The following is a 15,401-nucleotide window of genomic DNA, read 5'->3' as shown; positions in this document are numbered from 1 at the left end:
GGGGCCGGAGGAACGGGGACCGGGCGATCAGAACCGGAAGACGGTCTGCACCAGGCCCCCGAACACCGAGAAGCGGTTCCGGCCGGCCGGTCCGGTCAGATTGCCCTGCGGACGGCTCAGATAGAAGAGGGCCGGTGTGAGCGAGATGGCATCGGAGATCTGGATCTGGTACCAGAGCTCCCAGGCGGTGTTGCCATCGAAGGGCGTGCCGCCCCCCTTCAGCCGGGTCACGAACTGAGGCTGGCCCACGGCGAGCCCCAGATCGTTGCCGCTGGCGAGCACATCCCGCCACTGCAGGCCGACCATCCAGCTCTGGAACTGAGCCGGCACCCGCCCTTCGAGATCGGAGCTGGACAGTGTCGTGCGGCGTCCGTTCAGATTGAGGATTTAGCGATCCTCCTGGAGGTCCAGCTGCCGCCCGGAGAGCGAGGCCAGGGCCCAGCCGGCGCTGACGGAGGGGATCCAGCCGGCCCGTTCCGGCTGCCAGTACGCGTTCAGCGCCACGCTGTTGGATCGGGCGCCACTGCGGCCCTCACGCTGCAGCGCCTGCACTGTGCCGTCGGCAGCGATGGCGAGGTCGGTGATCGTCCGGCAGTCCTGCCAGAAGCTGTTGGCCGCGGCGAAGTCGGTGCCGGTGCGGAACGACGACTCGCACTGGCCGTGGCGGTAGCCGGCCGCGATGCCCCAGCGGCTGCCCCCGTAGGCCAGCTGCGCCAGCAGGGAGGCCGCCGCGTTCTCGCTGAGAACCCCTCCAGAGCCGGACTCCCCCCGGCTGGCGCGGTTGCTCGGCGTCACGACATTGGCCGACAGACTCCAGCCCGGCTGGCCTGCGGTGACGGGCTGCTCCCAGCTGAGGCCGATCAGGGCACCGGTCGCCTTGTTGTAGACCGCAGGCGCCCCCCAGACTCCGCCGAAGAAGTCGAGAATCCTCTCTCCGTTCTTGCCATAGACGGACGGAATCAGGGCGATCGATTCGGTGTTGCGGGCCCGGGCACCGACATAAGCGGTGAGCGTGTCGTTGAGGGGCACGGTGTAGTGCAGGCGGTTCACCTTCACCACACCCTCGGTGTCATCCGAGACCACCAGATTCGTGAGCCGGCCGGGCAGCCCCCGACCGTTGAAAGCGTTGTTGAAGTTGTTGGCGTGCATGCGGAAGAGGAGCCGGTCCCTTCCGCTGAAGCTCGTGGTCTGCGTGATGCTCAGGTCGGTGCTGAACACCAGCGCACCCTCCTCCGCGTTGTAGGCCGAGGCCCCCAGGGCCGGGAACAGCTCCGATGGCACGCTCCCGGCCGGCAGCGCGCTGTCGAGTCGACCCCGGGGGTCGTCGCCCGACGCCGACACCGCCCCGAGCACGCCGCTGGTCGAAGCATTGAGAACAGTGGTGGTGGAGAACCGGCTCGCCTCCAGTTCACCCAGGCGCGCGTCGAGACCGTCCGCCCGGCCCCTGAGGATCGCCAGTTCCGGCTCGAACGCACGGATCAGGGGCCTGAGGTCGTCCGACACCGCGGCGATCTGAGGCAGGCAGACGTTGAGGACGGCCGCGGCCTCGAAGCGGGTCAGGGCACGGCCATCCCGGCCGGGGCCATCCGGGAGGCGGGCCGCGCAGCCACTGCGCTCGATCAGGCGGGTGAGGGCCTGCTCGTCCGAGGCGCTCAGCCGCCGCTCGCCGGAAGTGCGGGAGGCCGCATCCGGCTCCGGAGGCCCGGCATACGTCTCGATGGCACTCAGGTTGAGCTCCCTGGCCCCAGCCTGCGGCAACAGGGCCAGAGCCAGCACGGCACCAGCCCACAGAGGACGGATGGGACCAGGCAGACCCGGGCCCGCAGCCGCTGCATCGGGGACGGCGCCTGCCGCTGTCATGGCACGCCTGGCCAGAACTCGGGCCCATGCTGCGCCACGTGCCTGGAGGGCGCCAAGAAAAAGCCCCTCCACGAGGGAGGGGCCGGTGTGTGTGAGGAGGGTTCAGGAACCGCGCTTCAGAACTTGAAGGTGGTCTGAACCAGGCCGCCGAAGACGGAGAAGTTGTTGTCGTAGGTGGGGCCGGTGAGGTTGCCCTGCGGGCGGCTCAGGTAGAACAGCGCCGGAGTGATGGCGATGTTGTCGGTCACCTGGAACTGATACCAGAGCTCCCAGGCGTAGTTGCCATCGAAGGGGGTGTCACCGCCCTTGAGCGAGGTCACGAACTGGGGCTGACCCACGGCGAAGCCGAGGTCGTTGCCTTCGATGAACACGTCGCGCCACTGCAGGCCGACCATCCAGCTCTGGAACTCGTTGGGCACGCGATCCTCGATGTCATCGGCATCCACCGTGTAGCTGGTGCCGTTGAGGATGTAGGTATAGCTGTCGGAATCCAGATCCACCTGCTTGCCGTTGAGCGAGGAGATGGCCCAGCCGACGCTGATGGAGGGAATCCAGCCGGCCTCCTTCGGCTGCCAGTAGGCGTTCACCGCGAAGCTGTGGGAATCGGCGTCGCTGCGGCCGCCCCGCTCGAAGCCATCGAAGTTGCCGTCGGCATCCACCGTGATGTCGGTGATCTTCTCGCAGTCCTGCCAGAAGCTGTTGGCCGCCACGAAGTCGGTGCCGTTGCGGAACTTCGCCTGGCACTGGCCGTAGCGATAGCCCAGGGCCAGGCCCCACTGCTTGTTGCCGTAACCCAGCTGGGCAAGGATGTTGCCCTCGGAGTTATCGGTCATGAAGCCGCCGGTGTTGGGGTTGCCGTCGCTGGCTTCACCGCTGTCGGCCACGTAGTTGACCGACACGCTGAAGGCAGGATCTCCCTTGTCGACCTTCTGCTTCCAGTAGGCACCGATCAGGCCACCGGTCTCCTTGTTGTAGACACCGGGGGTGCCCCAGGTGCCACCGAAGAAATCAAGGATCTTGTCGCCCTTCTTGCCGTAGACCGACGGCTTCATGGCCAGGGATTCCGTGTTCCGGGCCACCGGGCCGACGATGGCCGTGAAGGAATCGCCAAGCGGGAACTTGTAGTATAGACGGTTGATCTTGACGGTATTGCTGGTGTCGTCCGCGATGTCCAGCTTGGTCAGGTTGCCGGCCAGACCGTCGCCGTTGAAGGCGTTGTCGAAGTTGTTGGCGCGCAGGCGGGTGAACAGCAGGTCCTTGCCGGTGAAGCTGGTCTTCAGCTCGATGCGGGCGTCGTAGCTGAAGGTGAAGGCGCCTTCCTCCGCGTTGTACTCATCCGAGCCCACCGCAGGGAAGAGTTCCTCCTGGCGGCCACCGGCCAGCAGGTAGCTGTCGAGGGTGCCATCGGGGTTGTCGCCCGAGCCGTTCACCGCACCCATCACAAAGGTGTTCTTGCCCTTGAGCACGGTGGTGGTGGAGAACTGGGTGGCCTCCAGCTCACCCACGCGGGCCTCGAGGCCGTCGACGCGGCCCTTGAGGATGGCGAGTTCCTTCTCGAACTCCTTCATCAGGCGCTTGAGTTCGTCGGTCACCTCAGTGATCCGATCCAGGCAGGCGTTCAGCAGTGCCGCCGCCTCGAAGCGGGTCATGGCACGGCCGCCGCGGTAGGTGCCGTCCGGATAGCCGGCCACGCAGCCGTAGCGCTCGATCAGGTTCGAGAGCGCCTGGTAGGCCCAGTCGGTCGGGTAGACGTCCGAAAACTGGGAGATGCTGGTGACCTGGTCGTATTCCAGATCCTCCTCGTCAACACTGTAAGCACTGACTCCATCGAGGTTCAGCTCACCGGCGGAAGCGGCACTGGGCAGCCCGGCCGCCACGGGAGCCAGCAGGCCCAGGGCAGCGGGAGCAACCAGCAGACGCTGGAAGAGTTTCATTGGGTCCTCACACCAATTGAAGATTGCGGGCAAAAATGCCCGCCAACACCTTATCTGGAATAACAAAGATTGCAGGCATTCCAGCTGAGACTGCGTCCATCAAGAACGCACAAACTCATCTTTAACTGGCCTTAACTTCTGATTCCTTGAAGTCTGCCACGTGCCGCAGACTGTCAACTGAAGCAGACTCAGAATGGAGCCAAACAGCAAGGTCGTCAAGCCGCCCAGGCTCAACGCAAGCAACAGACTGGGCATTCGATCCAGGCCAACAGAAAAGCCCGGCGATTGCCGGGCTCATAGTTGATCGAACGGTGATCAAGAGCAGGGCAATGCTGCTCTTGGTCCGGTGATGATCAGAACTTGAAGGTTGCCTTCACAAGGCCACCGAAGTTGTTGAAGGTGTCGTCGCGATCACCGTCAATGGTGCCGTTGGTCAGCTGACCGTAGGGGCGGCTGAGGTAGTAGATGGCGGGGGTGAGCGAGATGTTGTCGGTCACCTGGAACTTGTACCACCACTCCCAGGCGTAGTTGCCGTCGCCAGCCCAGTCGGTGAGGACATCGTCGAAGTCGTCGTCAACTTCGAGGTTGGTGACGAAGGTGGCCTGACCCACAGCCATGCCAAGGGTGTTGCCCTTGAGGAAGGCATCCTTCCACTGGAGACCCACGTACCAGGACTGGGACGTACCACTGTCGATGATGGTACCGAACGCGGTGTCGTCGTTGGTGTCGACACTGTTCAGACCCCAGCCTGCGCTGATGCCAGGGATCCAGCCCGGGTTCTCGGGCTCCCACCAGGCGCTCACACCAACGGCATTGGTGCGGCCAGCGGCCGAAAGGGTGTTGGCCAGAGGAGTGCCGTTGCCTGCGTAGATGCCGGCGCCATTGTCGCCGGAGCTGTAGGTGTAGGCCGCAGCCAGTCCCCAGTTGCTGGGTGCATAGGCCAGCTGAACGGTACCGGTGCTGGCAGCGCCGTCCGTGGCGATACCGCCGGTGTTGGGGTTGCCGTCGTCGGCGTTACCCGACACATACAGGGCGCTGATGCTGAAGTCGCCGCTCTCCCACCAGAGACCACCGCCTCCGCCGAGGGTCAGGTTGTAGGCACCCGGAGCACCGGCGTAGGTGAAGATGTCGAGGATGGTGTCATCGGGGTAAGCCGAAGGCCACACAGCCAGCATGTCGTCCTGACGGACACGAGCACCGGCCGTCACCGTCCAGTTCTCACCGACGGGGAACTGGTAGAAGAGGCGGTTGATGTTGACGGTGTCGTCGCCGTCTTCCTCAAACGCAACCTCCATGCCGGTCAGGCCCACATAGCCGCCGCCACCGAAGGGAGAGTCGCCGAAGTTGCCGGCGCGCAGACGGGTCCGCAGCAGGTCCTTACCGGTGAAGCTGGTGTCCAGATCGATCCGGAGGTCGTAGTTGAAGACCGTGCCACCGGAGGCAGCAGCGGCAGCCTCAGCACGATCGGAACCAAAGCCTTTGGTCACGAAACCACCATCGCCATCAGAGGCGTTGGTGCCGAGGACGAGATCTCGCGCGCCTTGCTCAGCGTCACCGCCGAAGCTGTTGGCGCCGATCACCATGTAGGCGACACCATTGAGTTTGGTGGTGGTGGAGAACTGGTTGGCCTCCAGCTCACCCACGCGGGCCTCGAGGCCATCGACGCGGCCCTTGAGGATGGCGAGTTCCTTCTCGAACTCCTTCATCAGGCGCTTGAGTTCGTCGGTCACCTCGGTGATCCGATCCAGGCAGGCGTTCAGCAGTGCCGCCGCCTCGAAGCGGGTCATGGCACGGCCGCCGCGGTAGGTGCCGTCCGGATAGCCGGCCACGCAGCCGTAGCGCTCGATCAGGTTCGAGAGCGCCTGGTAGGCCCAGTCGGTCGGGTAGACGTCCGAGAACTGGGAGATGCTGGTGACCTGCTCACGGGAGCTGGAGTAGTCGCCGACGCCGTCCAGGTTCAGCTCGGAGGCGTTGGCGCTGCCGGCCACACCGGCGGCCACAGGAGCCAGAAGGCCCAGGGCCGCAGGTGCCACCAGCAGTCGCTGGAAGAGTTTCATGGGGTCCTCACACAGAAGTGGCGCATGGCGCCGACACAAATGTTGCGGACGGAGACCCGGGTCGGCAGAGGGTCTGTGCCACTAGGCACCTTGGCCGGTCGTCAAAGGCACACCCCCGGGTGCAGGCCCCGGGCGAGAGAAGCTGGGGCCCTTCCGTACCCGAGCCGTGGCCGTGGCGAGCGCTGAACCAGCCCAGCCGGCCTGCTCGCTGGTCCCGGGCCTCCTGCTGCTGTGGGTCGTGGGCTGCCTGCTGGCGCTGCCGGGCCTGGGGGATCCGCCGCTGCGCGACTGGGACGAGGCCACCGTGGCGCGGGTGGCGCTGGAGCTGAGCCGCACCGAGGGCACGGCGGTGCTGTTGCCCACCCTCTGGGACCAGCCCTACCTCAACAAGCCCCCGGGCCTGCACGGACTGATTGCCCTGCTGCTGCGGGCCTGGCCGGGCCTGGAACCGCCGCCGGAGGGATGGGTGCGGCTGATCCCGGCCCTGCTCTCAACCCTGGTGGTGCCGCTGGGCGGCCTGATCCAGTGGCGGCTGCGCCCCGGTGAGCGAGCAGCGGCACTGGCCACGGCCGCGATCCTGCTCACCCTGCTGCCGCTGGCCCGCCACGGCCGGCTGGCCATGCTCGACGGCACGCAGCTGAGCCTGATCGGACTGCTCTGGTGGCAGCTGCTGAGCATCGATCGCTCGCGGGCGGACCGGCGGCGCGCCCTGACGGCCGGCCTCGCGGGCAGCGGCATGCTGCTGCTCAAGGCACCGCTGCTGCTTCCGGTGGCCGTCGCCGCGGCCCTGCCCCTGCTGGCCAGCGGTGAGGAGCGCCGCCGCTGGCGGCCGCAGGGGCTCGGCTGGCTGGGCGCCGGGCTGCTGCCCGGGCTGGCCTGGCACCTCTGGCATGGAGCGGTGCGGGGGGGCGATGCCCTCTGGCTCTGGGGCGGCGACGGGGCCGGCCGGGTGCTGCTGGATGCCGGTGAGGGCAGCGACCTGGGCTGGCGCGTGCCGCTCACCGAACTGCTGGAGGGCGGCTGGCCCTGGCTGCTGCTCTGGCCCGTCGCTCTGGCCTGGGCCTGGCAGCAGCGAAACAGCCGCTGGGGCCGCTGGGCCCTCGCGCTGCAGATGGTGCTGGCGGCGTCGATCCTGCCCCTGAAGACCCAGCTGCCCTGGTACAGCCATCCCCTCTGGCTCCCCTTCGCAGTCCTCTGCGGCCCTGTGCTGGCCTGGCTGATCGAGCAGCCACATCCACCGGCGGCTCCGCCCTGGCGCGGACTGCTGCTGCAGGTGCCAAAGGTGTGGCTGGGCCTGGGCGTGCTGCTGCTGCTGGCCGCCGCAGGCACAGGCCTGGGCTGGATCCCACTGCCGGGTGAGCTGGTCGGCGTGGCCCTGGCCTGCGGCCTGGGCTGGAGTTCCGGCGGCCTGCTGCTGCTGGCCAACCGCCTCAGCCGTCGCCGCATCGGCGCCGCCGCCCTGACGGGTGGCAGCGTGCTGGGGCTGGCGGTGCTGCTGCAGGGGCCGCTGTGGCTCTGGGAACTGCAGGAGACCTGGCCGGTGCAGGCTCCGGCGGCGCTGGCCCTCAGCGTGAAGGAACCGGTGGCCCTGCTGGGCCACGATGAGCGCCCGAGCCTCAACTGGTATGCCGGACAACGGATCCGCCGCCACCGTCAGAGCGAACCGGCGGCCTGGCTGCTGATGGGGCCGGCCGGCACCGATGAGGATCCCCCGAAGACTGCCTGCCGGTGGCCAGCTCGGGCGGGTGGGAGCTGCTGAGCTGCGAGGGTGCCACCGCTCCCCCGCTGCCCTGAGGCCATGGCCCCTTCGGATCCAGGCGTTGGAACGCGGGTATCGATCGTGCTGCCCACCTACAACGAGCGGGCCAACGTGGCCCCGATCGTTGAGGCCCTGGCCTACCTGCGGCGGCGCTGGCAGCTGGAGCTGATCTTCGTCGACGACGATTCCAGCGACGGCACTGCCGATCTGGTGCGCCGCATCGCCCATGACGACGACCGTGTGCGGCTGGTGCTGCGGCTGGGCCGCAGCGGCCTGGCGGGGGCGATCAAGGAGGGCCTGCTCAACGCCAGCGGTGACTGGCTGGTGGTGATGGACTGCGACGGTCAGCATGAGCCGGCGGCGGTGGAGCAGGCTCTGGACGCCCTGATCAGGGGCGGGCCGGAATCGGCCGCACCCGATCTGGTGGTGGGAAGCCGCTTCCATCCCCGGGCCAGCCTGCAGGGGCTGAGCCGGCAGCGACAGGCCAACTCACGGCTGGCGAACCGGGCCGCCCGCTGGACCCTGCCGGCCTACAGCGGCGTCTCTGATGCCATGAGCGGGTTCTTCGCGCTGCGGCCGTCCCTGTTGCCGCTGGTGCGGCGGGTGGACGTGCAGGGATTCAAGTTCCTCTATGAGCTGCTGGCGGTGAGCGGCGGCCGGCTGCGGGTTGAGGAGATTCCGCTTCAGTTCGCCCCGCGGCAGGAGGGGGTCTCCAAGCTCGACAACGCCGTGGTCTGGGATCTGGCCGTGTCGATGGTCCACAGCCTCTGCCTGCGGCTGATTCCGCGCCGGGCGGTGAGCTTCGGACTGGTGGGTCTCAGCGGTGTCGCCGTGCACCTGCTGATCTTCGGCCTCGTCTACGGCCAGGTGCAGCAGAGCGGCCAAAGCAGCGTGCATGGGGCCTTCCTCACGGCTCAGATCTCGGCGGTGATCGCCGCCGCCAGCTCCAACTACCTGATCAACAACGCGCTCACGTTCCGGCGCCTGCGCCTGAAAGGACGAGGGCTGCTGATCGGACTGCTGAAGTTCCTGCTGGTGAGCTCGCTTGGCATGATCGCCAACATCAGTGTGGCCAGCGTGGTGTTCGAACGCTTCAGCGGTGCGGCCCTGCTGGCGCTGCTGGCCGGGATCACGGTGGATTTCGTCTGGAAGTACGCCGCCTCCTCCCGCTTTGTCTGGCACCAGCCATGAGCCCCGCGTCCCGAGGCACCGCGCCGCCGCTGTGGATCCCGCTCGGTCTCGGCCTGGCGCTGCGGCTGGTGAACCTGCAGGCGCCGATCCTCGGCGTGCACAGCTGGCGGCAGGCCGACACCGCCGCCATCGCCCGCAACTATCTCGAGCAGGGCATGGCGCTGTGGCTGCCCCGTGTCGACTGGAGCGGAGCCGGGCCGGGATTCGCCGAAACCGATTTCCCCATCTACTCGTGGGCGGTGGCCCTGCTGTACCAGCTGAGCGGCGTGCAGGTCTGGCTGGCCCGGGGGCTCTCGGTGCTGGCCAGTGTGCTCACGATCGTTCTGGTGGCGCGGATCGGGGAGCGCCTGCTGGGGGCACGGGCCGGCTGGTGGGGTGCCCTGAGCTATGCGTTCCTGCCGATCCCGGTGTTTTACGGACGCACCGTGCAGCCGGAGGCCACCCTGATGCTGCTGGCGGCCTGGTGCCTGGAGCGGGCGCTGGCCTGGAGGGATCGGGGCCGGCGCCGCGATCTGCTGTTCTGCTGGCTGGGCTTCAGCGGCTGCCTGCTGGTCAAGCTGCTGCCCGTGGTCTGGCTGGGGCTGCCTCTGCTGCTGTTGCTCAGCTGGGATGCGCCCTCCTGGCGCCGCATCCCGCTGCGGCCGCTCCCCTGGCTGTTCGGTCTGAGCGCCGCCCTCGTCACCGCCGCCTGGTATGCCCATGCCCACCAGCTGGGGCAGAGCACGGGCCTGAGCTTCGGGTTCTGGGGCGCCGAGGCGAACCGCTACAGCTGGATCGATTTAGCGTCGCCTCGCTACTGGGGGGACCTGCTTCTGCGGATAACGGTGCGCAACCTCGCCGTGATCGGCCTTCCCCTGCTGGGGCGGGGATCCTGGCTCCCCTGAGGCCGCTGGGCCCGGGGATCGGAGCGTCGGGATCGCGGGAGGCCAGGCGGCTGCTGCTGGCCGGGATGGCGGCGGTACTGGCCGCCGGGGCCCTGGCACCCGAATCCAGCGCTGTGCATGAGTACTACCAGCTCCCGCTGATGCTGTTCGCCTGCCCCCTGATCGGCCTCGGCTGGCTGCGCTGGCAGGCGCTGGCGGCCGCACGGGGTTTACGCCGCGGCCCGGCGCTGCTGCTGGGGGTCTGGCTGCTGATCAGCCTCACCATCCTGACCATCGACTACTGGCGGGTGGAAGCACCCCAGCGGCAGCCCGTCTGGCACAGCGCAGAGCTGATCCAACACCACACCGCCCCCGACGAGCGGATCGTGAGCGTGACCGGCAGCGATCCCACGTTGCTGTACCTCGCTCACCGCAAGGGCTGGCTGACCCGGGCGGGCCGGGTCAGCCCCGACCGACTGCAGGAGTGGCAAGAGGCCGGCGCCACCCACATCGCCGGCAGCTGGGAGGTGCAGGAAAGCCATGCCCCTCTCGACTCCGGCCAGCGCAGTGAGCTGCGGGACCTGCTCTGCCCGGAGGGCGCCGCAGCACCGGGTTGCGCGGCGGAGGACCGCAGCTACGTGATCCCTCTGGCGGCGGCGGGTCGGCCATGAGGGACCCGGCGACCGGGACCGGGCTGGAACGGCAGCGCGAACGACGACGGGTCTGGCTGGTGGCGGCCCTCTTCGCGATCACGGCCCTGGCTCTGCACTGGTGGCGGCTGCAGGTGCTCACGGCCAGCTACGACCAGGGCATCTTCCTCCAGGTGCTCTGGAACACGGCCCGGGGCCACTGGTTCGAGAGCACGCTCTCGTCCCAGCTCTCGACACCGGTGGTTCACGACGGAGCCCTGCCTGTGCTGGGCTACCGGAGGCTTGGCCAGCACTTCACACCGATGCTGGCGCTCTGGGCGCCGCTGGTGGCGCTGCTGGGGGCCTGGGCCCTGCCGCTGGTGCAGGTGGGTCTGATCACCGGGGCGGGCCTGGTGCTGCACCGGCTGGCCGAAATCCTGTTGGCCCCTGTCCTGGCCCGCCTCGTGGCCTGGTCGTACTTCGGCGCCAACGCCCTGATCGGGCCCACCCTCGGCAACTTCACCGACCTCTGCCAGTTGCCGCTGGCCTTCTTCGCCCTGATGCTGGGCCTGCGCCAGCAGCGCACCTGGCTCATCGCCATCGCAGCGCTGGTGATCCCTCTGATCCGGGAGGACACCGGCGTGCTGCTGGTGGCCGTCGCCATCTGGATGCTGGTGCGGCAGCGCGAGCGCTGGCGGCTGGCTCTCCTGCTCGCCCTCTACGGAGGTGGCTGGGTGCTGCTCTGCACCACGGTGCTGATGCCCCTGTTCAGCGAAGACAGCTCGCGCCGCTTCATGGTCGAGAACTTCGGCCAGTACCTGGGCGAAAGGGATCAGGCCAGCAGCCTGGAGGTGCTGGGCCACGTGCTGGCACAGCCGGTGCTGGTGCTGCGGGAGCTGGTGTCGCCGCCGCTGCAGACCCTGCTCTATCTGCTGGGCCAGAGCCTGCCGCTGGCGCTGGTGCCGCTCGTGTCGATCGACAGCTGGCTGCTGGCCGGCCCCAGCTTGCTGGGGCTGTTCCTGGCCCAGGGGGACAACGACCCCCTCTCGATCAACATCCGCTACACCCTGCTGGTGGTGCCCGGCCTGTTCAGCGGCACGGTGTTCTGGTGGCACCGCCGCGGCGGCAGGGTCCCGGCCCGGCGCTGGCGTTCGCTGTGGCTCGGCTGCATCGTTCTCTCGCTGCTCTTCACCCTCACCAGCAACCCGAACCGCAGCCTCTCGTTTCTGATCCCCGACAGCATCCAGCCCTGGGTCTACAGCTCACCGGCGCGCCAGTGGCAGCACGGCCGGGCGGCACAGCGGGCCCTGGCGGTGATCCCGCCGGACGCCTCTGTTTCGGCGAACACGCCGCTGGTGCCCTGGCTGGCGCAACGGCCGGCCCTGGTGCGCTTTCCCCGTGGACACCGCTATCGCGACCGGCAGGGCATCGAGCGGGAGGTGGACTGGATCGCCGTGGATCTGGGCTGGCTGCGCCATTACGGCCGGGCCTTCCCCAGCGACCGACGCAAGCTGGAGAGGGCGATCCGCACCCTTGTCGAGTTGAGCGACCGTTACCGGCCGCTGCGCGTCGAGGACGGCGTGGTGGTGCTGCAGCACCGCCGCCATCCGCCGGACGACGCCGAAGCCGGGCAGGCGGACGCGGATCTGAAGCGATTGCTCTCTCGGCTTCAGGCGGAGGTCTGATCCCCGCTGCAGCGTGAACGGCTCACAGCGAGACGGCCCGGCAGCAAGCCTCTGGGAATCGGCGGTTGACCTCAGGGGACGTCAATCGGTCGAACCACTGCCCCCTGATCAGCCAAAACGATGCCCCCTGATCCAGAGGACCAGGGGGCTCTCGCCGGGTCCGCTATGGCACGGAACCGAATGATCGAAGGACTCGATGCCGTGGTCAGACGGCGTTCTCCGCGATCAGCAGACCCTGCTTGCAACAACTGTGACTCACGGGCACCTCCTCCAGATTGGGAATGAATGACAGCCGGCGGAGCGTGCGATCAGGCCCCGGGGGGTCGGATCACTCCACTGCTGACGGAACCCGCTCAATGTAACGGAAGTGGCCGTAGGGCGCGTCAGGTGCCGGGTGGGGCCAGCGCCCGGTCAAGGCAGGTGGCGGGCGGCGGATCAGACACCGGTTCCCGGCTCAGCACCAGGGCACCGTCCTTGCAGTAGGCCAGCTGATAGTCACCATCCCTGAGCGCTGCGCGAATCCGCTCGCCGATGCGCTTGAAGGCCTGGGTTTCGTCTCGGAACAGGGGCATGTAAGGCCTGTAGAAGCCGGGAAACGCCACCACCCAGTCCACATAGTGAGGCACGCCCTCACGGTCGCGATAGCGGGTGAACTTCGGGAACCGAATCGCCACTTCGCGTTGCGCCAGCAGCGGCAACAGCGGCGTATCGGCCGAAACGCTGGCCTGCCGGGGGATCGTGGCCACCGCGTCAAGCGCAGCAGCGCGCCGTTGGAGCATGTCGGCCGGCGTGATGTGCACCCAGGGCGAAAAACTGTCCGGAACCAGGGCAGAGAAGCTTCGATTGGGGTTCCCGACCACCGTCAGAACCAGCCCAAGGGAGAGGAGCCCGGTCCAGCAGCGGCGGATCCAGCGCCGGGACCAGAGCGCACGATGGCGCTGCCACCAGAGGATGGCGCCGAGATAGAGCCCCGGCACCACGGCCATCACGTACCGCAGCGTCGGAGACAGGGCCGAACGCCCCTGCGACACCAGAGCAATGAACAGCGGGGCCGCCACAAGCAATGCCGAATCGATCGAGAGCAGCGGGATGAACAGCAGCGGCAGGGTCAGCGCGAGAAGGAAAGCGAGCGTCGCCCCGGGCGGGGAGCCCAGGGTCTTCAGCAGAGCCAGAGGGTTCCGAACCATGCCGAGCAGCACCGAGAGGGTGCCGCCCGACACGTCCTCCACCAGATGCCCGAACTTCTCCTGAAGGAAGCGATCAGACAGCGAGGAATCGACCATCGGCTGGATCCAGCCCGTGACCAGCACCACCCAGAGAAAGGCCGCCACCATCAGGCTCATTCCCATCCGGCGCTCCCCCGGCTGACGCACCAGAGCCCAGAGCCCAATGGAGAACAGCACCAGGCCGCTGTCTTCCCGCACCAACAGAAGCAGCAGCGCGCTGATGACCACCTGCCGGTGCTTCCGTTCCAGCAACCCCTCCACCACAAGGAAACCGAACAGAGGCAGCCAGATGAGATCGTGGAAGTTCTCGATCGCCGGACCGATCACCGCTCCGCTGAGGAAATAGGCGGCCGTGATCCAGAGGGCAAGCGATTCAGGCAACCGCCTGGCAGCGATCCGCCAGAGCACCAATCCTGACGCCGTCAGCACGGTCACCTGCGTCAACGGCAGCGCCCAGGCACCGAGCACCACCACCAGCGGCGCCACCAGCAGCGTGAGGACGTTGGAGTGCTGGCCCAGGTGGAGGTAGCCAACCCAGGGAAGATCACCACCAAGCTTCACCGGTGCCGACAGCACGGATGACAGGGTGCTCTCAAAGGGACGCCCCTGGGCTGTGGACCAGAGTTCCTGCAGGAATAGCGCCTGGTCGTAGGTGGCCGTGAGGCTCTCAAGACGCCAGATCTGAATCGCAAGGCAAAGCAGAAAGAACGCTCCCGCCATGGCCATCACTGGAGCAGGCAGGCGCCAACGCCGGTTCACTCCTGATGGGCTGGGGTCGTTCATGCAGACCTGACTCAAGGTCCGAGCAGGATAGGGATGGTCTGGAACGGACTTGGTTGGACATCGGCTCAACAGGCTCGAGGCGAGTGTGGAAGCACAGCAGCAACGACAGGCAAGCGAATGAGGCGATACGACGTCATCTCGTCTACGCGGTGACGTGCTGAGGCTGCATCGGGACGATTGCTGTGACAGCTCGAGAGAGCGAGAAAGCGCGTTGGCATCACGCAGCGAGCCCAGCTGCAGTTTCCTCCAGCGCTTGGTCAGGAACGATCCAAGCTCCATGACCATCTCTGTCGCCGTCGTCTTGCTCTCAGGCGAGAGGCATACCCATCAAGTCTAGGATCAGTAAGCGCCTACCGTTCTGACTCCAGAGCTGGGAATCATGGCACTCTCTGATCCAGGTTGCCCCGATGATCAGGGCGATCACCCGGAGAAACTGGCAACAGACCTGATCTCGATCATTGTGCCATGCTTCAACGAATCCAGGAATCTGCCCCACTTGTTCCAGCGGCTGAAAGCGGCCTGCGCCTTGGTGGACGACTGTCGCTGGAGGCTGCTTGTGATCAGCGATGGAAGCACGGACGATACGTATTCTGAAGCCATCCGCCTGTTTGCCCTTCATCACGCATGGTGCGAGGGAACCGCCCTTGAACTCTCCAGGAACTTCGGCAAGGAGGCGGCACTGCTTGCCGGGTTGGACAGAGCATTCGACGACGCCTGCATTCTTATTGACGCCGACCTTCAGGATCCACCTGAGATCATCCCCGCAATGGTGTCCATGTGGAGACAGGGGACGCAGGTCGTCAATTGCGTGCGCTCCAACCGGGAATCGGACACTTGGCTGAAGCAGCTGACGGCAAAGATCTTTTATCGACTCTTCCGATCGACCTCGAAGCTCAGCATTCAGCTTGACTCCAGCGACTTTCGCCTGCTGGACAATCGAGCCGTCCAGGCGATCCGCTCGTGTCGCGAGAGTGTTCGCTTCTCAAAGGGCTTCTTCGCATGGTCTGGCTTCAGGCAGGACCCTCTCTATTACAAAAGAGACCACCGAGCCCATGGATCAGGAAAGTGGGCGTACTGGAAGCTGTGGAACTACGCTCTTGACGGACTGTTTGGCTTCTCGACGTCAGCACTGAGAGTATGGAGCTATATCGGCCTCCTGTTCACGGTCATCTCGTTCACCCTTGGCCTGAATGTCACCATCCAGACGCTGCTGAGTGGGCGCGATGTTCCGGGCTACGCCTCAGTGTTCACAGCGGTCACTTTTCTAGGGGGACTTCAGCTTCTGGGGATTGGCATCCTGGGAGAATATGTTGGCAGAATATTCATCGAAGTCAAGCAACGCCCTCACTACGTCATCAGCCAGGCCTTCCCGGAGGCTGAAGGATTTCGCCCAAGCGCCAGCGACAGACGATGA

At 66.8% G+C, this 15,401-nt stretch carries 11 protein-coding genes; 6 read left to right on the top strand and 5 right to left on the bottom strand.

The window, feature by feature from the left end; translation table 11 throughout:
- Positions 1-27 precede the first annotated feature (27 nt).
- The 4 genes from EVJ50_RS15410 to EVJ50_RS12360 form a co-directional block, all read right to left on the bottom strand.
- Complete coding sequence (locus tag EVJ50_RS15410; RefSeq protein WP_150884325.1) at positions 28-330, bottom strand: carbohydrate porin; 303 nt, start codon at positions 328-330, stop codon at positions 28-30.
- Between the two features lie 57 nt (positions 331-387).
- The gene (locus tag EVJ50_RS12370) at positions 388-1,776 is read right to left on the bottom strand and encodes an iron uptake porin (protein WP_191964774.1); all 1,389 of its coding nucleotides are present in this window, start codon (positions 1,774-1,776) and stop codon (positions 388-390) included.
- A gap of 200 nt (positions 1,777-1,976) precedes the next feature.
- On the bottom strand, positions 1,977-3,794 hold the full coding sequence (locus tag EVJ50_RS12365; protein WP_150884323.1) for an iron uptake porin: 1,818 nt from the start codon (positions 3,792-3,794) through the stop codon (positions 1,977-1,979).
- Positions 3,795-4,147: 353 nt separating this feature from the next.
- The gene (locus EVJ50_RS12360; RefSeq protein ID WP_150884322.1) at positions 4,148-5,851 is read right to left on the bottom strand and encodes an iron uptake porin; all 1,704 of its coding nucleotides are present in this window, start codon (positions 5,849-5,851) and stop codon (positions 4,148-4,150) included.
- Between the two features lie 166 nt (positions 5,852-6,017).
- Between EVJ50_RS12360 and EVJ50_RS14720 the strand changes: the two genes are divergently transcribed.
- From EVJ50_RS14720 to EVJ50_RS12335, 5 genes are all read left to right on the top strand, one after another.
- Complete coding sequence (locus EVJ50_RS14720; RefSeq protein ID WP_191964773.1) at positions 6,018-7,610, top strand: glycosyltransferase family 39 protein; 1,593 nt, start codon at positions 6,018-6,020, stop codon at positions 7,608-7,610.
- Positions 7,611-7,649: 39 nt separating this feature from the next.
- Entirely contained in the window at positions 7,650-8,801 is a 1,152-nt protein-coding gene (locus tag EVJ50_RS12350) for a glycosyltransferase family 2 protein (RefSeq protein WP_150884321.1), read from the top strand.
- Complete coding sequence (locus EVJ50_RS12345) at positions 8,798-9,685, top strand: glycosyltransferase family 39 protein (protein ID WP_150884320.1); 888 nt, start codon at positions 8,798-8,800, stop codon at positions 9,683-9,685. The genes EVJ50_RS12350 and EVJ50_RS12345 overlap by 4 nt, the downstream gene beginning before the upstream one ends.
- 65 nt (positions 9,686-9,750) lie before the next feature.
- Positions 9,751-10,335, top strand: a complete 585-nt coding sequence (locus EVJ50_RS12340) for a hypothetical protein (protein WP_150884319.1) — start codon at positions 9,751-9,753, stop codon at positions 10,333-10,335.
- The gene (locus tag EVJ50_RS12335; RefSeq protein ID WP_150884318.1) at positions 10,332-11,978 is read left to right on the top strand and encodes a DUF2079 domain-containing protein; all 1,647 of its coding nucleotides are present in this window, start codon (positions 10,332-10,334) and stop codon (positions 11,976-11,978) included. The genes EVJ50_RS12340 and EVJ50_RS12335 overlap by 4 nt, the downstream gene beginning before the upstream one ends.
- 383 nt (positions 11,979-12,361) lie before the next feature.
- On the opposite strand, the gene EVJ50_RS12330 is transcribed toward EVJ50_RS12335, so the two are convergent.
- Positions 12,362-13,924: a DUF2079 domain-containing protein gene (locus EVJ50_RS12330; protein ID WP_225322933.1), complete on the bottom strand. Its 1,563-nt coding sequence runs from the start codon at positions 13,922-13,924 to the stop codon at positions 12,362-12,364.
- Between the two features lie 442 nt (positions 13,925-14,366).
- Here EVJ50_RS12330 and EVJ50_RS12325 point away from each other — a divergent pair, with 442 nt between their 5' ends.
- Complete coding sequence (locus EVJ50_RS12325) at positions 14,367-15,401, top strand: glycosyltransferase family 2 protein (protein ID WP_150884316.1); 1,035 nt, start codon at positions 14,367-14,369, stop codon at positions 15,399-15,401.

The sequence above is a fragment of the Synechococcus sp. RSCCF101 genome, assembly GCF_008807075.1.
GTDB lineage: Bacteria > Cyanobacteriota > Cyanobacteriia > PCC-6307 > Cyanobiaceae > RSCCF101.
This window is presented reverse-complemented; position numbering and strand designations above follow the sequence as displayed.